This is a genomic window from Paenibacillus amylolyticus, assembly GCF_036894225.1.
GTDB lineage: Bacteria > Bacillota > Bacilli > Paenibacillales > Paenibacillaceae > Paenibacillus > Paenibacillus amylolyticus.
Window position 1 is genome coordinate 164063 of record NZ_CP145892.1, and the last position, 18054, is coordinate 182116.

Sequence of the window (18054 nt, forward strand, 5' to 3'; positions counted from 1 at the left end):
GGATAACACAGGGTGAATTTCATGTAGTCACTTTCCACTTAGGAGAGAGGCTTGCAGAGGTTCGCCCTGTTTTCGTTGAACAATACTCTTATACTAAATCGGATGCAACTGTTTTCGCAGGATAACAAGCTAATATTCCTGTTTTTTTCCCGTTTACGAATATAGGCAGTGTGTGAAAATGGTTTATCCGACTTGGGACAGGCAGTTCTGATCCTTGAGGCGAAGAGTGCCGTCAAAGCCTAGAGCAGCGCAGCTTTGGGAAAAGAATCAGTCTGCGAAAATAGGCTTAACATATAAACCATAATCCGTTTGTAAGCGCTTCCGAAAGAGGTTTATTGCAGGATGACGGAAAAATGTGAAATACTCTGGGCAAGCTTTAAACATTCACGCAAAGCCAAAGGGGATGACAAAATGAGAAGCAAAGCAACCAAAGGGAGTCTAAAGAAATGGATGGGTTTGGCGCTTACGATGGTAATGGGCGTTTCTTTACTTGCGGGATGCTCATCAGCATCAGAAGAATCAGCTGAAGGCGGAACATCAGGCAATGGCGAGCGCGTTACCTTAAAGGTGGAGATTTTTGACCGTGGTAACAGTCCTTCACCGTACACAATTACGAACAACTATCTATCTAAAATGATTCAGGAGAAGTTCGGTGATCCCAACAATATTGACGTACAGTTTGTACCCGTTCAGCGTTCTGAGGAAGTTACCAAGCTGAACGTCCTGATGGCTAGCAATACGGATGTCCCTGATATTGTCTTTGTTTATGACTCAAGCGTGTTTTATCGGTATGCCCAGCAGGGTGGTTTGACTGATGTTGGAGAGTTGATTGATCAGCACGGTCCGAACCTGAAGAAGTTCCTGGGTGAAGATACTTTGAAGTTTGGGCAAGTGGAAGGACAACAGTTTGCTGTTCCGGGTAAACGTGCTATCACAGGCCGATACAGTTCTTACATCCGTCAGGATTGGCTCGATAAGCTGGGATTGCCAGCGCCGAAGACCACGGATGAATTATATACAACTTTGAAAGCGTTCAAGGATAAAGATCCTGGTGGTCTCGGAAGCAAAAACATCCCAATGGGTATGGCTCTTGCACCAGCTCAATTCGAAACGCTCATCTACTCATTCATCAAGCCAGTTAGTGGCGACCTGACCTATGGTCAACGGTATGAATTGCCACTGCATGAAGGATTCAAAGAATCGATGCAGTTCCTGAACAAACTGTACAACGAAGGTCTGATCAGCAAAGACTTCAGTTTGGATGAAGACAAAACGCAGTTAGGGAAAGACATTCAAAACGGTAACGTAGGTTACTGGTCTGAAGATGTGGATGCCATGTTCTACGGAGATGGCACACTGGATAATTTGCATAAAAATGTGAGTGGCAGTGAAGTGTTGCCGGTTGATGTGTACACCAATCCAAATGCAGACAACAAACACATCAAGTCACGCTACGGAACAAATGGTATGTACATTATGATTCCGAAGAGCAGCAAACGTTCTGTCGAAGCGATCAAATATCTCGACTGGATGGCATCTGACAACAATCTGATTGATATCTACAGTGGTGTGGAAGGCGAGAACTATGATTTGGTAGACGGCATTCCAGTAGTGAAAGAGGATGCATCCCAGGAAGCGCAGGATCGTCTGTTTAACGCAGGGGATACAGCCATTATCTCGAACGGTAAAAACATTGGTGATCAAGCGACGAATGAAAAGGCATGGATTATGGGCTTCCCGCAAAATAATCAGGAGATGCTGAAACAATCCATTGATATTGCTAACACCGATACGGTAGGACCAATCATTTTCGACAAACCGATTGAAGCAGAGATGAAGTACAGCACAGCTCTCAAAGACAAATTAAATGTCATTATCGTAAAAACAGCGATGGCTAAGCCAGCAGAATTCGATGCGGTATATGAAAAAGAAATGGCTGATTTCATGTCTCTGGGTGGTACTGAACTGAAAAAAGAACTTGAAGAAGCAGTTCAGGCACTTCCTGCAAATTAAGTAGCTCCACATTTCAATCTCCAAGACAGATACCCATACTACTGCTTAACTAGAAAGGAACGTGTGCCGCCGGACTGGCGGCACAGCCGTTTCCTTGTTGATAGGAGGAAACCGACTTGACCACCACATACTTGAAGAGGTATTGGCAATTATACGCTCTGATTTCACTGCCCATTATCTACTTTTTAATCTTTCGTTATGGACCGATGTACGGTGTACAGATCGCCTTTAAGGACTTTAACCTGTTTCAGGGAATCAGCGGCAGTGAGTGGATCGGTTTTGATGCTTTTCGCGAAGTATTTGGAATGCGGGACTTCTACACGACATTGCGCAACACCTTTATGCTGAATTTTCTTGATCTGGTCGTTTCATTTCCAGCTCCTATTATTCTGGCGATCATGCTTTATGAAGTTCGATTCAAATGGTTCAAAAAAATCTCACAAACGATATTGTACATTCCTCACTTTATCTCATGGGTAATCATCGGGGGAATTGTGTACCAATTGTTCGGTAATCAATCCGGTATGGTTAACGGTGTACTGGAAAGCATGGGCTTAAATTCAATACCATTTTTGACAGAAAAAAATCCATGGCTTGTGACGTATCTCTTCACAGGTGTCTGGCAAAGTGCAGGATGGGGAACCATTCTATATCTGGCCGCATTAACCGGCGTCAACAAGGAATTGTTTGAAGCAGCTGAGATCGATGGAGCATCGCGGCTGAAGAGAATCTGGCATATTACATTGCCAAGTATTAAACCAACCATCGTGACCTTGCTTATTCTCAATCTTGGACATATGGTCAGCATCGGTTTTGATCGGCCTTATATCATTGGTAATACGGCCGTGCGTGAATATTCCGATGTACTCAGTACCTTTGTATACAGAGTTGGTCTTGAATCAGGACAATACACGCTGGCAACTGTCGTCGGACTGTTCCAGGCAGTGGTGGGACTCATATTCGTGCTAGGATCTAACTATATTTCGAAGAAAGCAACCGGTGAAGGTATTTTGTAGGTTGTGGATGAACGGAAGAGACGCCAATCGGCTTGTTTGTATAGACCATCAGTAAAGGAGCTGTGCGCATATGAGTGAACGCACCTCAAACCGGATTTTTGATATCGTTAATATCTCCTTTATCACCTTGTTTGTTATATTCTGCCTGGCTCCATTTCTGCACACGATCGCGATCTCATTCAGTTCTAACCGTGCGATTACGTCAGGCGAAGTGACCATATTCCCGAAAGAATTCAATTGGGATGCGTATATCCAGGTGTTCTCTGATCAGTCGATGATCTATTCACTGGGTTACACGACAGTTCTGACAATTGCTACTACTGTGCTGTGCATGGTGTTCACACTGGCAGCTGCATACCCGTTAACTAAGAAAAAATTGAAAGGGCGCAAGCTCTTCATGTATGTCATCATCATTACGATGTTCTTCAGTGGCGGGATCATTCCCGAGTACTTGCTCATTCGTGACTTGAACTTGCTTAATTCCGTGTGGGCACTGATTCTGCCAGGACTGGTCAGTCCGTTTAACCTGATTATCCTGATTTCCTTCTTCAGAGGTATTCCTGAAAGTCTGGAAGAATCCGCTGAGATTGACGGCAGTTCCCATGTACACACGCTCTTCAAAATTATATTGCCACTATCCATGCCAGTACTGGCTACACTAGCGCTATTCTATGCGGTTGGACGCTGGAATGGATTCCAGGATTCCCTGATGTATATTAATGATCCGAAGCTGTACCCGCTTCAACTGAAGTTATTCCAAATGGTACAGAACAATATGGTCAGCGAGCTTACCCAGATGGAGGGTGCTAACCGTACGCCATTGACTCCCGAGAGTCTCAAGGCCGCAACCGTTATTTTCGCAACCGTTCCGATTCTACTCGTTTATCCGTGGCTGCAAAAGTATTTTGTCAGTGGTGCGATGCTTGGCGCGGTAAAAGGTTGAGTTAAGGCTGATGTAAAAAGTTTAGCCAGAGGGAGGAGAAGGAAAACAGATGCAGCACATAGACAAGGGCGAATACTCATTCTCAACATGTTGGAACATCAGGAAACATCCCATAGGGGAAGATATGATTCGGGAGATTGCGGATCTCGGCTTTCGTCGGGTGGAGCTCAATTATAATGTGACGAAGGAGATGCTCACGACGATTGAGCCCATGATTGAGCGTGGAGAGATCGGAATTTCTAGTGTCCACAACACCTTTCCACATGACCCTGATCCAGACTACGGTACGGATTCCATCTTGCTCGGCTTCGAAGATGAAGTGAAACGCAAGCGGGCGATCGAACTGCTGGTAGAGTCGGCTGAATATGCCCAACGTTATGGGGGAGAAGCTGTTGTTGTACACCCGGGAGAGGTACCTTTTCCTGAGGATATCAGCAAAGACCTTGGAAAGATCTATAACGAGGAAGGTCCGGATTCACCGAAGTATCACAGCAAATGGGCTGAATTGATGGAGCGGCGGGAAGCTCTCAGTTCAGGGTATGTAGAGAAAATTATCGCCAGTCTCGATGAGGTATGCAATCGGGCGGCAGCTAAAGGTCTGGATGTTCGTTTTGGTATCGAGACGAGATCCCGACCACAACAGATTCCTACCCTTTCCGAAGCCAAGACCATCATCACAGCTCTCAAAGGGGCTCCGGTTGGTATCTGGTACGATACCGGTCATGCCATCATGATGGACCGAATGGGCCTTTATGACAGTGTGGGAGAAATGCAAGGCCTGATGGATGATATCGTAGGGGTCCATATCCATGAGACACTTGGTCTCTCGGATCACTGGTGCCCGTATGTACACAGTAAGGATATGAACTTCTATGATGCCTATCTGCCGATGATTCGTCGCGCACAGGTGAAGGTGTATGAGTTGAAGTCTGCCTGTAAGGCAGAAGAGATTCATGAGAGTCATGACTTGCTAATGAAGAAGCTTGGAGTGACAGAGTAGGCGCGGTGAAGTGGGGAACAGTTTGCATGTTCACAGCCTGTGTTCAACGACTGTTTCCTCAGTGACGGAGACACATGAGTATTTAGTAAAACAAGCACAGATTTTCTGGCGACTTTTGTAGAAATATGATATATACTGACGAGAAAAATGAACTCACCTACGGGCGGTATGAGTAGGCTTCCGGTCTGAATTGAAGGCACTGAAGCAACATACTCCGCACATCGGGAGAATGCATTGGTATGGAGGGGACTGCACATGTACAAACAACTGGTGGACAGTAATGACAGAGCGGTAGAAAGAGGCATATCCCGGCAGATGCTTGACCCGGAAAGCCGTTACTATGGAGGGACAATTGATCCCTTCACAGGTGTTGCCTGGGTCAACCATACGACTGGAACGCCCACGGATATGTGTTACTGGGGAGCTGCGCTCTCCAATCCGGACTCTATCTATTACCGGGATGAATCGTTGTTAAATCGACTGCTGTTAGCTACGGAATTTGTACTCCGCTTCCAGCATGAAGACGGTTCAATATCGCCTGGCTGGACCAATTACCATTCCCCTCCAGATACTGCATTTGTCGTTGTGGGGTATTCACAGTTGTATCAGCTTCTTCAGCAGCAAGAATGGGAGCCGCTTCAACCTGTATTGAACAATATGAGGCTGTTTCTGGAACGGACAATCCCAACCATGCTTACGGGAGGTTGTCATACGCCCAATCATCGCTGGGTGCTATGCGCGGCGCTTGGTTTCCTGCATGAAATATTTGATCTGGAGGAAGCTGTGCAGCGCGCAGAGCAGTGGATGGATGAAGGCATGGATATTACACCCGATGGGGAGTGGACAGAACGGAGCAATGGGATATACAGCGCAGTTAGCGACATCATGTTAATTCATGCTGCGCGCCTGCTCAATCGTCCTGAATTGCTGGAACCAGTGAGGCTTAATCTCCGCATGATGGTGTATCTGGTCCATCCAACGGGTGAAATTGTTACGGATTATTCAGGGCGACAGGATCTGGGCAGTGTTCATGATCTGTCACCTTATTATCTGCCTTATGCCATTTTGGCTCGGCTGGACGGTGATCCACTCTTAGCCGGTATGGCAGCCTGGGCTGGAGATACATTGACAGATCCGGGAGTATGTTCGGTGAATACGCTCATTCGATTAATGCTTGAGCCGGAGCTTCAGCAGACGAATGATACACGTGATGCATTACCGGAACAGTATGAGGTCATGCTGAATGAACATTTTGTACGGGGAGAATATCTGGAGCAGATGGACTCAGTAGGGCATCACGGACGGATCTCTCACAGTCGGATGCATACGGATTTTGGTGCTCCAGTAGCCCGAATTCGGGATGGCGCTACAAGTGTGACTGTGATGACAGAAGTTCCTTCTTTCTTCGCTCTTCGTCATGGCAAGGTGCGCCTGCTGGCTGTGCAACTGGCCTCTTACTTTAATCCAGGGTATGTACCTATGCAGCAAATGACGAGGCTGTCCGAAGGCTATCGACTAACTGGTGAGCAGAAAAAAGGTTATTACGGCCCAATCCCTGCGAACCTGCTGCCAGAATCGGCTGCATCAGATATAAGTCCATGGTATTTGTTACCTCATCAGAGTCGTCAGCTTACTCATGAGCAGACATTCCGTGTAGGAGCAGAATTACAGCCAACGGAAAACGGATGGAACATGCATCTATCTGGACAGGAACCGGAGGACATTATGATGCAGTTATCCTTTGTATTCGGAAGCGAAGGTGAGCTGACCTGTGAGGACGCGATTGAAACGAGTGAGGGTCACTATTTGTGGAAAGGCGGTACATTACGCTATACCTGCGGAGAAGACTGGCTGGAGATCACCGGGGGCGAACTGGGTCATCTGGCGGCAACGGTACGTGAGGCAAAACTGCCGGACAAGTGTAAGGTTGTGCTGGTCAATTTCATGACGCCGTTTGATAAAACCCTTCATATTTCACTTTCTCCTTCGATGGCGTCGAAAATCTAGATTTATTAGATATTTAAGCCATAATAGTTAGAAGACCGAGCCCAAATGCTCGGTCTTCTTTTTTTACGAACGACGAATGACTGCAATTAACGTTCTAAAATGATATTCCCACTGTCCAGCTCAGTCCAGTAATGTATGAACTATGATCATTTAAGTTGCTCTAACGCAGTTTCGATTGGTTTAGTGAACAGAGGATCATCTTTGGTTTTGCTCCAGTAAACGATAAGAACATTTCCTTTCTCATATAGAAAAGGGAATGTTGTGAATTGGGCGCTTTCCATGTGTTTATTGAATTCTTTTGTCCCGTTGATGCGACCCTTTTCTGAATTGAAAATATAAAAATGTATAAATTCAGGGCTATATGGTTCTTCTTCCACGGGCACTTCAACGGAGTACACCTCAGGTACAACATCATCTAATTTCAAAGGATACCCGGTTATACCAAAGGACACTAAATCCAGTTCTTGAGACTCGAGCGCGCTCAGTACATCCTCTAATGTGAACTTATTTTCTATGTTTTCTATATCTTTTGAACATCCATTCAAAGCAAACAAGCATATTAAGATGAATATAAGTGGTTTTATCTTTGAGATCCTCAATATAACATCCCCTTAAAATAATAATGATGTGTCTTTATTTTTTATTACATACGCGAAAAAGAGGCTGACGGACAGAGCTAATATACGTTGTTTAATTTTTAATGGAGATAAACCACTAAAAAGGACAATGAGGATAATAATACCATAGACTACACTCGTATTATTATAACCGGACCGAATCCAGTTAAATGCCGCGTAACCGACAAGAATAGACTAATGCAATACTGCAAAGAGAGCCTATGGTAAGTGAGTGTAGGAGTCTCTAGGTAAACATGGTTTTCCTTTGAATAAACAACGCTCCAAGGTGATAGGTTTCCGCAAAATGGAATATCATCTTCTTTTGCATTTTTTTCATAAACGACATGAAACTACATATTGAGAAGTGGGCCTTAAGATGTGGTATACTGAAGAGTATGAATGAAATGCAAAGAGGAGGTGCCTTGGAAGATGAAGGGCAAGCTAGTGCGGGCTGAGGGACACCTTGCCAATATTATACCGATTCACTTGGATGCTTCTTTCTTCTTTGAAAGAGCTGTCCGCTCGCTGGACCGTAATCATGTCGACAAGGCATTAAAATATTTTCGCAAAGCTGTTGAATACGAACCGGAAAATCCGGTAAATCATTGTAATATGGCGGGTATATTATCGGAGAAGGGGGATTACGAAGCCTCCAATGCCATTCTGGCTAACGTGCTGGAAGTGGTAGATCCATCGATGACGGAATGTTATTTTTATATGGCGAACAATTATGCAAATATGGATCGGTTTGAGGAAGCCGAGCAAGCACTTGTTACCTATCTGGAGGAGGACACTCAAGGTCAGTTCATGACGGAAGCCGAAGAGATGATGGAGCTTCTGTATTATGAGCTGGATCGTCCGACTAAACTGAATCGAATCAAATCACGCAAAGGTGTAGTGGAGCACGATCAGGCACGGGAACTGCTGGAAGAAGGAAAATTTGCACAGGCTGCTGAATTGCTCGAAGGCATGTCTTCTGATTATCCTGATTACTTGGCTGCCCGTAACAATCTGGCACTCGCCTACTATTATATGGGTCTGTTTCCCAAAGCAAAAGAGACTATTGCCGAAGTGCTTGAACAGGAACCAGGGAATCTGCATGCACTCTGTAATCTGGCCATTTTCCATCAAAATGAGAACCGGGCTGATCAAGTACTGCTTTTGATCAAAAAATTGCGGGTCATCGTGCCATTCCAGCACGAACAAGTCTACAAACTGGCGACAACGATGGGAATTCTGGGCCAACACGATACGGCTTATGTTCACTTCCGGCGTTTGCTCAAGGACGAAGAGACAGCTGCTGATCCGGCACTTGCTCACTATGCAGCAGTGGCGGCTTATAATACAGAACGTTATGATGCTGCTGAGCGTTTATGGCATCATGTGTCCAAGCTTGATCCGGGTTCCGAAGTATCCCGGTATTATCTGTCAGGTCTTGAGGCTGTAAAACAAGGCGAGCAAGAGCCAGAGAAGCTGAGCTATCACTATCATCTGCCATTTGATGAGCAATTCAGACAGTGGGAGAACTACGGTAGTGGCATACCTGAAGAAATGAAGAATGATCCACTGATTCGCTCATCCTTCTTCTGGGCATTGCGTCATGGTGATCGGGCAACCAAGCTACAGGTTATTCATGCGCTTGGGATGATCGGTGACTATGAGGTGCAACAGGCTCTGCAATCCTTTATTGAAGAGCCTGGAGAAGAAAAGGATCTGCTTGAGGCAGCACAAACTGTACTGAACGGATTGAAATCGGCTGAACATGAGGATCGGAATTCTCAGGTGGTTCGCCCCTTTTCTCCTATAGCCTTGAAGTCTATTGGGAAGGTTCCATCCACATCAGAGCAATCGGACACTGGATCAACTTCCCATTGGCAGGCTGTTGTTGATCGTGCGTTACAGATGTCTGAAGCAAAGGCTGAGTTGCAGCACGAGATGGAACGGCTCTGGACGGATTATGTATCCCGGGTACATCCGGAAGTTCCGGGTACGAAGCAGATTGAGGGTTGGGCTGCAGGACTTGAATATTTGGCAGCGAAGAATCACAGTCGGCCCGTTACCTATCAAAGCATTGCTGAGCGGTATGGGATATCGGCATCAACGGTTAGCAAGTATGCTAAACAGATTCATTCGGTTTGTAACAGCAAGCCACCACTAGTATAGAAAGTTCGCTTCAACTCGTTTTCAGAAAGACATCATCAGGTGAAGGATACAACAACCGGGAAAACGGGTAAACTTAACGAATGGGCTTCGTAAACGCCTGTAGGATATCATCTTGGCAAGTTCATCGCTAGTACAACACATTCTCACCTTAATTAAGGAGGCTGTATCTATATGTCTAAATACAGAACGATTGTGATCGGAACGGGACCTGCGGGTCTGACAGCAGCGATATATCTGGCTCGTGCTAATCTGAAACCACTGGTTATCGAAGGTCTTCAGCCGGGTGGTCAATTGACGACGACAACGGAAGTTGAGAATTTCCCCGGTTTCCCGCAAGGTATCATGGGTCCGGAACTGATGGACAACATGCGTAAGCAAGCTGAACGTTTTGGAGCGGAATTCAAAAACGGTTGGGTGGAAGAGGTTGATTTCAGCAAACCGCCCTTCAAGGTCAAAGTTGGAGGAATCGGTGAACTGGAAGCTGAATCGATCATTATCTCCACAGGTGCTTCCGCTCGTTATCTCGGTATTCCGGGCGAGCAGGAAAATGTGGGACGTGGTGTAAGTACATGCGCGACATGTGACGGTTTCTTCTTCCGTGGCAAAAAAATCGTGGTCGTGGGCGGTGGAGACTCCGCGATGGAGGAAGCGAGTTTCCTGACTCGTTTTGCAACAGACGTGACATTGGTTCACCGCCGGGATGAATTACGTGCATCCAAGATTATGCAGGATCGGGCTCGCAGCAATGAAAAGGTGAAGTGGGCGCTGAACCGTACTCCACTCGAGGTCGTACCAGAAGCTTTGGGTGTCAAAGGGCTGAAAGTGCGCAACAACGAGACGGGGCAGGAAGAGTTGCTTGAAGCAGATGGCGTATTCGTTGCCATTGGTCACACACCGAATACCGGATTCCTGGGTAATGCGATTGCACTGGACGAACATGGCTATGTTGTCGTTAAACCCGGAACAACGGAGACCAATATTCCAGGTGTATTTGCCTGTGGCGATGTTCAAGATACGAAGTATCGTCAAGCTATTACGGCTGCAGGATCAGGATGTATGGCGGCAATGGATTGTGAGAAGTTCCTTGAAGGAAGCATTGTCCATGATTGGAGCGAAACGTTGGATAAATAAGCATTACATGCGTGAGGTTAGGCATATGCTGGGAATAAGAGACAACGGGAAGTCTCATGAAATGAGAGAAGCCGGAAGGCTTCTCTTTTTTTGAAACTACAGTGGGCATGAGATCGTATACATATAGGGCATATTAGCTGTGAGGTGAAGATTTTGGGGGAAATGATAAAAGATTGGTTACAGAATGCGACAGTGAGACGATTTTTAATCCTGCTCTTGTTCTGTTTAATTTTGTTCAGTATGGGGAGTATGCTGCACATGATTCTGCTGTTGTTCCTGGTGACGTATGTCATGAACAGGTTACAGCATTTCATTACAGGTGGTTTAAATCGGTTGTTTCCAATCAATTATAAAGTTGTAGTCATCCTACTCTATATGATTGTGATTGCAGTCATTGTGCTTGGCATTTCCAGATATTCACCACGGATCGTGGATCAGGTCGTCCAGTTGACAAACGAGATTATGAAATTTCTGGATAGTGCAGACGGTGATAATTTTGCGTCCAAAATTGCGGGTTATCTTCAATCCTTCGATATTAAAAATTACACCAATGATGCATTGAAATATATTTTCGCTTTGAGCAAATGGCTGGAGTTTATTCTGCTCGTCATCATTCTGAGTCTGTTCTTCTTGTTGCAGAAGCAGGAGATATCCAAGTTCACGTCCAAGTTCAAAACAAGTAAAATTGGATGGTTCTACAATGAAGTTGCTTATCTGGGAGACAAGTTCGTATCTTCTTTTGGTAAAGTCATTGAGGCACAGCTTCTTATTGCGGTGTTTAATACGGTACTGACGATACTGGGCTTATGGATTCTGGGTTTCCCGTATCTGTTCGCTCTGACCATTCTGGTGTTCATGCTCAGTCTGGTTCCCGTTGCGGGGGTTATCATCTCACTTGTACCGCTCTGTCTGATTGGGTATCAGATGGGTGGACTGAAATTAAGCATTATTGTGATCATCATGATTATTGTTATTCATGCTTTGGAGACGTACTTCCTGAATCCAAAACTGATGGCACACAAGACCAAATTGCCAATGTTCTACACCTTTATCGTACTAATTCTGTCGCAACACTTTCTGGGGATCTGGGGACTGATCATTGGTATTCCGATCTTTGTCTTCCTGCTCGATATTCTGGATGTGAACAAGATGGAGAAGACGGAAGAGCCGGTACGTGTGGAAACGAAGTTATAACGTAGAAAAATCAACTGAGTCAGCCCAATTTCTACAATTTTAGATTTTCATAAAAGTAAGGGAGCCTTCCTGTGGATGGAAGGCTCTTTTTTTGTTGGCAATACCGTCATTAGATAGCTTTCTGCGTAAAAATGACAGGTGGCGGGGTGCATAAGATGAGTCACCTATATGAGGGGACGATGTTGATCTTTTATGAATGGAACGAGTGAAGATGCAATATCATGAGTTGAGGCTTCCTCTGTTATGGGGAGGAAGGAATAAAGCGTGCGTTTATAAATGAAGGTAATGAGGATGTATACGTATTCAAAAACGGTGCGTGATGTGGTTCACAACCCCGGCGGAGCAGGAGGTACTAGAGGTCTTCTCGTCTTGACCCAGGCGTATCCTTCAATTATAGTTGGTACGTAGGACTTAAACTATTTTAGATAGATAAAGGTGGCTTGCAGCATGTCTGAGAAAATCTACGTTGGGGTCGATCTCGGCGGAACAGCAATCAAGGTCGGTATATGCGATGAACAAGGTCAGCTAATGCATACGTATGAAGGACCGACTGAAGTGGATAAGGGCGTAGACACGGTCATCGCCAACATCGAGAAGTATGTCCGACATATCGTAGCCGAATCACCGTACAGTTGGGAACAGCTTGAGGGTGTAGGTGCTGGAGTGGCCGGTTTCACGAATGTACGCGAGGGAATTATCGTTCATGCCCCTAACATCGGATTTCGGAATGTGGCCATTCGTTCGATTCTGGAAGAACGTCTGGGCAAGCCAATCAAAATAGATAACGATGCAAACGTGGCTGCACTGGGTGAAGTCTGGGCAGGTGCGGGTAAAGGCGTAGACAACTGCGTATGTTATACACTCGGTACGGGTGTTGGCGGAGGCTTGATCCTGAATGGTAACATTTATCAGGGTTTCTCCGGTATGGCGGGAGAACTGGGTCATATCAGTGTTGTACCTGATCTGGAAGCCATCAAATGCGGTTGTGGTAAAATGGGATGTGTAGAAACAGTATCGTCTGCAACGGGTATTATCCGTATGGCAAAGGATGCCGTAGAGCGCGGGGATCATACGTCACTGGCACTCGTCGACAAGATTGCAGCCAAAGAAGTATTTGATGCTGCCAAGGCAGGCGATGAAGTGGCACAGCGCATTGTGAATCGTGCGGCCTTTTACCTGGGCAAGTCCATGGCTACTGTAGCAGCTGTCATTAACCCGGAGATGTTCATCATCGGTGGCGGCGTATCCAAAGCGGGCAATTTCTTGTTTGATGAAATCCGTACTGTGTTTGCTAAGCTGACGCCAGAACCGTTGCAAGATGGGGTTCAGATTCTGGAAGCTACACTTGGTAATAATGCAGGTATTGTGGGTGCAGCAGGTCTTCTCTTGCGTTCCTAGTATCCTCGTAACAATATATGAAGACAGCAATATGATAAGGAGGGGACATTTATGCTTGAAGGTGAAGGATCACCAGGCACAGGCGCCACGCTCATTATCATTACGGGCATGTCCGGAGCAGGTAAAACCATTGCAGTACAAAGCCTGGAGGATCTGGGTTTCTTCTGTGTGGATAATCTGCCGCCGGTATTGATTCCAAAATTTGCGGAACTAATTGAACAGTCAAACGGCAAGATTGGTAAGGTTGCATTGGTTATCGATCTGCGCGGGCGTGAATTCTTTACGGCTCTGTCCGAGTCTTTGAACTATATTAAAGATCATTTTACCATTCATTGCGAGATTTTATTCCTGGATGCTACAGATTCTGTACTTGTTCAGCGTTACAAAGAAAGCAGGCGCAGACATCCTCTGGCTCCTGAGGGCATGCCGCTGGATGGCATCCGACTGGAACGCAAGATGTTGGAGGAACTCAAAAACTCTGCGACTCAGGTACTGAATACAAGTACAATGAAGCCTGCTCAACTGAAAGAACGTATCATATCCCGTTTTTCTCATCTCGAGAGCCAAATGCTGTCGGTGAATATTACATCGTTTGGATTCAAGTATGGGATTCCGATTGATGCTGATCTGGTGTTTGATGTACGTTTTTTACCGAATCCACATTATATTGATCATTTGCGACCGAATACGGGACAGAATAGTGATGTGTACGAATATGTTATGAAGTGGCCAGAGACACAGGCGTTTCTGACCAAGCTGCTGGATATGCTGCATTTCCTGATTCCGCAATACCGGAAGGAAGGCAAAAGCCAGGTTATTATTGGAATCGGCTGTACCGGAGGCAAGCATCGTTCGGTAGCAATATCGGAATATTTGGGCAAGATGTTGGGAAGCAGCGAGACAGAAGCTGTTACCGTGAGCCATCGCGACGCTGACCGGGACCGTCATTGAAGAGGGTGAAGGGATGAAAGAGGCCGGACCACGAAGAGAACGTCCGAGAATAGTTGTAATGGGCGGCGGAACCGGATTATCCGTGATGCTGCGCGGTTTGAAAGAGAAGCCGCTGGATATCACGGCCATCGTCACAGTTGCAGATGACGGTGGAAGTTCAGGCATCCTGCGCAATGAGCTACAGATGCCGCCTCCGGGCGACATTCGCAACGTGCTTACGGCACTGGCTGATGTAGAACCATTGCTTTCAGATATGTTGAAGTACCGTTTCAATACAGGCGCGGGGCTTGCAGGCCACAGCTTGGGAAATTTGATTTTGGCTGCAATGACGGATATTTCGGGCGACTTTGTGACCGCAGTGCGGGAGCTTAGCCGCGTGTTTGCCGTTCGAGGTGAGGTATTGCCAGCCGCAGGCCAGGCCGTTGTGTTGCATGCCGAGATGGAAGATGGGACAATTATTACAGGTGAGTCCAAAATCCCTGAGGCGGGTGGACGCATCAAACGTGTTTTCCTTGAACCGGATCACGTGGAGCCGTTGCCAGAGGCAGTAGAGGCCATTCGTCAAGCTGATGCTATTCTGATCGGGCCAGGCAGCCTCTATACAAGCATCCTTCCCAATTTACTCGTACCTAAGCTTGCAGAAGCTGTGGTAGAGGCTGATGCGGTGAAGATGTTTATCTGTAATGTGATGACACAGCCGGGAGAAACAGATAACTATACGGTAAGTGACCACCTTAAGGCGGTACACGAGCATATAGGTCATCAGCTCTTCGACTATGTTATCGTAAATAATGGTGATATTCCGCTGCAAGTGCAAAATAAGTATGCGGAAAAAGGAGCAAAACCGGTTGTACTGGATATGAATGTACTCGAAAGTGCCGGTTATCAGGTGGTTGCAGATACCCTTGTTCTGTTCAAAACCTATCTGCGTCATGATGCTGACAAGTTAAGTCATCACATCTACCAACTGGTACAAAATTGGATGTTACGGAAGAGGTGAAGTCCCATGTCGTTTGCAGCACAGACCAAAAAAGAATTAACCATGATCGAGAGCGAACCGTGCTGCGAAAAGGCGGAACTTTCAGCCCTCATCCGTATGCTTGGTGCAGTGCAGTTATCGAATAAAAAAGTGATCTTGGATATTTCGACGGAGAATGCCGCGATTGCAAGACGGGCATACTCTCTGCTTAAAAAGCATTTTCAAGTGCATACGGAATTACTGGTCCGCAAAAAAATGCGGCTGAAAAAGAACAATGTATATATTGTTCGTATTCCAACCATGGTACAGGAGATTCTCAATAGTCTTCATATTGTATCTGAGGGCTTTCTCTTTACCCCAGGGATCAGTACGGAATTGTTTCAACAAAACTGTTGTAAACGGGCCTATCTTCGCGGTGCATTTCTGGCCGGTGGATCGGTTAATAATCCGGAAGGTTCCTCGTACCATCTGGAGATTGCGTCCATGTATGAAGAGCACTGTCAGGCACTGGTTGACCTGGCCAATGAATTTCATCTGAATGCCCGGTGTATAGAACGGAAAAAAGGATTCATCCTATACATTAAGGAAGGCGAGAAAATCATTGAGCTGCTCAGCATCATTGGTGCTCATCAGGCCTTGTTCAAGTTTGAAGACGTACGGATTATGCGCGACATGCGTAACTCCGTTAATCGGATTGTCAATTGTGAGACCGCCAACCTGAATAAGACCATCGGAGCGGCGGTGAGGCAAATCGATAATATCCGGTTGTTACAAAAGGAAGTTGGTCTGGAATCTTTGCCTGAGAAGCTTCGCGAAGTGGCGGAAGTTCGACTCGCTCATCCGGATATCAACTTGAAGGAAGTTGGCGAGCTCCTTAAAGGTACAGTCAGCAAGTCGGGAGTGAACCATCGGCTTCGTAAAATTGATGAGCTGGCTGAGAAAGTACGCACAGAACGTTATGGTTAAGACGGAGTAGGGTAAAGTAACAAGGTCGGGAAAGTCAGCCGTTAAGGATCTGGGAGACTCACTTAGGTCATTGGATGCGCTGTGCAAAAGATGAAATTAGGGCAAGATAATGTCCTCCAAAGCACCCTGAGTTTTTTCTTCTAGTGTCCTGCACGGGTTAATGGTATAATGTTGTATAAATATAATTGTGTATTTAATGTCCAGATTTCATAATAGGGGGTAAGTTTCCATGACAAAGCACCCGGTAGTTGTCCGTTTGAAAACGGGTCTCCATGCCAGACCTGCGGCACTGTTCGTTCAAGAAGCGAATAAGTACTCGTCTGAAGTGTTCGTCGAGAAGGACGACAAAAAAGTTAATGCAAAAAGTATCATGGGGATCATGAGCCTTGCAATTAGCACAGGTACGGAAATCCAGATTAGTGCAGAAGGCGCGGATGCCGAACAGGCTGTAAACGCTTTAGTTAGTCTGGTAAGCAAGGAAGAGCTCGAAAACCAATAAGATATGATCAATCTAATGAAGAAGTCCCGAAAGGGGCTTTTTTGTGTTTTTCACGTTTATGCTATCGTCAAGTGCAACATTATGGAATTTGTCCCGTCTGTTAAGGTATCAAATCGTTTAAAGTTTGAGATGTTAACACATAAGGAGGCTATCGTGATGGGTAAACAATGGATGAAACCGTTTGGTGCGGTGCTGGTGGCAAGTACGTTGCTTATTGGAGGAACAGCATGGGTTGCACCAGGTAACTATGCTTACGCTGCAGAGGTTCAGGGTGTACAACAGAATGTGATTAATGTTGTGGGTAAAGGTGAGATTCAGGTGAAGCCTGATATCGCTTATCTGTCCATTGGTGTGAACAGTACTGCAGAGACAGCTGCATCTGCTCAAAAAGCGAATGCTGCCAAAGTTCAAAAGGTATCCAACTTGCTGAAGAATACGTGGAAGATCAGTGCAGACGACATTCAAACGAGTCAGTTCTCTGTACAACCCAACTATACGTATAGCGAAAAAGACGGACAACAAATTAAAGGATATACAGCGCATCATACGCTGACAGTCACATATCGTCAGATGGATAAGATTGGCGAGTTGCTCGATGCTGCTTCGGGTGCGGGTGCCAACAATATTGAAAACGTGCGCTTTACTGTAGAAAATCCGGAAAGTTATGAGTCCCAAGTGATTGAAAAAGCTGTTGCCAATGCAGATGTGAAAGCGGGCGCCATTGCAAAAGCAGTTAAACGTCAACTGGGTGCTGTTCTTTCCGTGAGCCAAGGTGATGCCAATGTGCCTGTATTCTATGCAAGCGAGGCGTTGATGTCCAAAGCACAAGATACAGCAGGTGGCACTGAGATTGAAACAGGCCAGGTTAAAGTAAGCACAATCCTGAATATCACGTATGAAATGAAATAAACAAGAGTGAACTAAGGATTGTAAGCTCAAGTAACCTTTATAAGTGTCATTTGAAGGGTACAACGAAATAATGACAAAGACTTTGTCCTGTGGACAGAGTCTTTTTTTGTTGGAAAAGCAAACTTTGATGAAGTTAGATAGGAGGGAACTTTATTCGAAGCAACATGAAATGTTGTATATTGGTATCTTTTTTGTATAGTTGTTCGTGACAAAAAGGTCATATCCCCATATATTTTCCTACTGATATTCATCAACATTGTAACTCGAG

15 protein-coding genes are annotated in these 18054 nt (G+C 45.7%); 14 read left to right on the top strand and 1 reads right to left on the bottom strand.

Translation table 11 applies throughout. The features are described 5' to 3' along the window. The first annotated feature begins 411 nt into the window (after nucleotides 1-411). The 5 genes from V6668_RS00825 to V6668_RS00845 all read left to right on the top strand — a co-directional run bounded on the left by V6668_RS00825 (nucleotide 412) and on the right by V6668_RS00845 (nucleotide 6979). The gene (locus V6668_RS00825) at nucleotides 412-2013 is read left to right on the top strand and encodes an extracellular solute-binding protein (RefSeq protein WP_036674794.1); all 1602 of its coding nucleotides are present in this window, start codon (nucleotides 412-414) and stop codon (nucleotides 2011-2013) included. A 116-nt stretch (nucleotides 2014-2129) separates the two neighbouring features. Next, on the top strand, nucleotides 2130-3029 hold the full coding sequence (locus V6668_RS00830) for an ABC transporter permease (RefSeq protein ID WP_036616191.1): 900 nt from the start codon (nucleotides 2130-2132) through the stop codon (nucleotides 3027-3029). A 70-nt stretch (nucleotides 3030-3099) separates the two neighbouring features. Continuing rightward, the gene (locus tag V6668_RS00835) at nucleotides 3100-3972 is read left to right on the top strand and encodes a carbohydrate ABC transporter permease (RefSeq protein WP_036616194.1); all 873 of its coding nucleotides are present in this window, start codon (nucleotides 3100-3102) and stop codon (nucleotides 3970-3972) included. 49 nt (nucleotides 3973-4021) lie between these two features. Then, a complete protein-coding gene (locus V6668_RS00840) occupies nucleotides 4022-4972 on the top strand; it encodes a sugar phosphate isomerase/epimerase family protein (RefSeq protein ID WP_036616197.1) in 951 nt (316 codons plus the stop codon). A gap of 255 nt (nucleotides 4973-5227) precedes the next feature. After that, the gene (locus tag V6668_RS00845) at nucleotides 5228-6979 is read left to right on the top strand and encodes a hypothetical protein (RefSeq protein WP_036616200.1); all 1752 of its coding nucleotides are present in this window, start codon (nucleotides 5228-5230) and stop codon (nucleotides 6977-6979) included. A gap of 146 nt (nucleotides 6980-7125) precedes the next feature. On the opposite strand, the gene V6668_RS00850 is transcribed toward V6668_RS00845, so the two are convergent. Beyond that, nucleotides 7126-7533 (bottom strand): hypothetical protein, encoded by a 408-nt coding sequence (locus V6668_RS00850; protein ID WP_143781148.1) that lies wholly within the window; start codon nucleotides 7531-7533, stop codon nucleotides 7126-7128. A gap of 492 nt (nucleotides 7534-8025) precedes the next feature. On the opposite strand from V6668_RS00850, the gene V6668_RS00855 reads away from it, so the two are divergent. The 9 genes from V6668_RS00855 to V6668_RS00895 all read left to right on the top strand — a co-directional run bounded on the left by V6668_RS00855 (nucleotide 8026) and on the right by V6668_RS00895 (nucleotide 17786). Continuing rightward, a complete protein-coding gene (locus V6668_RS00855) occupies nucleotides 8026-9759 on the top strand; it encodes a tetratricopeptide repeat protein (RefSeq protein WP_036616205.1) in 1734 nt (577 codons plus the stop codon). A 171-nt stretch (nucleotides 9760-9930) separates the two neighbouring features. After that, on the top strand, nucleotides 9931-10890 hold the full coding sequence (gene trxB, locus V6668_RS00860) for a thioredoxin-disulfide reductase (RefSeq protein WP_036674745.1): 960 nt from the start codon (nucleotides 9931-9933) through the stop codon (nucleotides 10888-10890). 162 nt (nucleotides 10891-11052) lie between these two features. Further along, on the top strand, nucleotides 11053-12084 hold the full coding sequence (locus V6668_RS00865; RefSeq protein ID WP_036616412.1) for an AI-2E family transporter: 1032 nt from the start codon (nucleotides 11053-11055) through the stop codon (nucleotides 12082-12084). A gap of 447 nt (nucleotides 12085-12531) precedes the next feature. Next, complete coding sequence (locus V6668_RS00870; RefSeq protein ID WP_017691252.1) at nucleotides 12532-13482, top strand: ROK family glucokinase; 951 nt, start codon at nucleotides 12532-12534, stop codon at nucleotides 13480-13482. Between the two features lie 51 nt (nucleotides 13483-13533). Next, the gene (gene rapZ, locus V6668_RS00875; protein ID WP_017691251.1) at nucleotides 13534-14433 is read left to right on the top strand and encodes an RNase adapter RapZ; all 900 of its coding nucleotides are present in this window, start codon (nucleotides 13534-13536) and stop codon (nucleotides 14431-14433) included. A gap of 13 nt (nucleotides 14434-14446) precedes the next feature. Beyond that, the gene (locus tag V6668_RS00880; protein WP_017691250.1) at nucleotides 14447-15433 is read left to right on the top strand and encodes a gluconeogenesis factor YvcK family protein; all 987 of its coding nucleotides are present in this window, start codon (nucleotides 14447-14449) and stop codon (nucleotides 15431-15433) included. Between the two features lie 6 nt (nucleotides 15434-15439). Further along, nucleotides 15440-16378, top strand: a complete 939-nt coding sequence (whiA, locus tag V6668_RS00885) for a DNA-binding protein WhiA (protein WP_036616210.1) — start codon at nucleotides 15440-15442, stop codon at nucleotides 16376-16378. A 229-nt stretch (nucleotides 16379-16607) separates the two neighbouring features. Then, nucleotides 16608-16877 (top strand): HPr family phosphocarrier protein, encoded by a 270-nt coding sequence (locus tag V6668_RS00890; RefSeq protein ID WP_017691248.1) that lies wholly within the window; start codon nucleotides 16608-16610, stop codon nucleotides 16875-16877. A 156-nt stretch (nucleotides 16878-17033) separates the two neighbouring features. Then, nucleotides 17034-17786, top strand: coding sequence for an SIMPL domain-containing protein (locus V6668_RS00895; protein ID WP_051447418.1), 753 nt, complete (start codon nucleotides 17034-17036; stop codon nucleotides 17784-17786). Nucleotides 17787-18054: the final 268 nt, after the last annotated feature.

Excerpts from the sequence above, each read along its gene's own strand:
- V6668_RS00825 (WP_036674794.1), top strand. The coding sequence starts at position 412 with ATGAGAAGCAAAGCAACCAAAGGGAGTCTAAAGAAATGGATGGGTTTG.
- V6668_RS00835 (WP_036616194.1), top strand. The coding sequence starts at position 3,100 with ATGAGTGAACGCACCTCAAACCGGATTTTTGATATCGTTAATATCTCC.
- V6668_RS00840 (WP_036616197.1), top strand. The coding sequence starts at position 4,022 with ATGCAGCACATAGACAAGGGCGAATACTCATTCTCAACATGTTGGAAC.
- V6668_RS00845 (WP_036616200.1), top strand. The coding sequence starts at position 5,228 with ATGTACAAACAACTGGTGGACAGTAATGACAGAGCGGTAGAAAGAGGC.
- V6668_RS00855 (WP_036616205.1), top strand. The coding sequence starts at position 8,026 with ATGAAGGGCAAGCTAGTGCGGGCTGAGGGACACCTTGCCAATATTATA.
- trxB (WP_036674745.1), top strand. The coding sequence starts at position 9,931 with ATGTCTAAATACAGAACGATTGTGATCGGAACGGGACCTGCGGGTCTG.
- V6668_RS00865 (WP_036616412.1), top strand. The coding sequence starts at position 11,053 with ATGATAAAAGATTGGTTACAGAATGCGACAGTGAGACGATTTTTAATC.
- V6668_RS00870 (WP_017691252.1), top strand. The coding sequence starts at position 12,532 with ATGTCTGAGAAAATCTACGTTGGGGTCGATCTCGGCGGAACAGCAATC.
- rapZ (WP_017691251.1), top strand. The coding sequence starts at position 13,534 with ATGCTTGAAGGTGAAGGATCACCAGGCACAGGCGCCACGCTCATTATC.
- V6668_RS00880 (WP_017691250.1), top strand. The coding sequence starts at position 14,447 with ATGAAAGAGGCCGGACCACGAAGAGAACGTCCGAGAATAGTTGTAATG.
- whiA (WP_036616210.1), top strand. The coding sequence starts at position 15,440 with ATGTCGTTTGCAGCACAGACCAAAAAAGAATTAACCATGATCGAGAGC.
- V6668_RS00890 (WP_017691248.1), top strand. The coding sequence starts at position 16,608 with ATGACAAAGCACCCGGTAGTTGTCCGTTTGAAAACGGGTCTCCATGCC.
- V6668_RS00895 (WP_051447418.1), top strand. The coding sequence starts at position 17,034 with ATGGGTAAACAATGGATGAAACCGTTTGGTGCGGTGCTGGTGGCAAGT.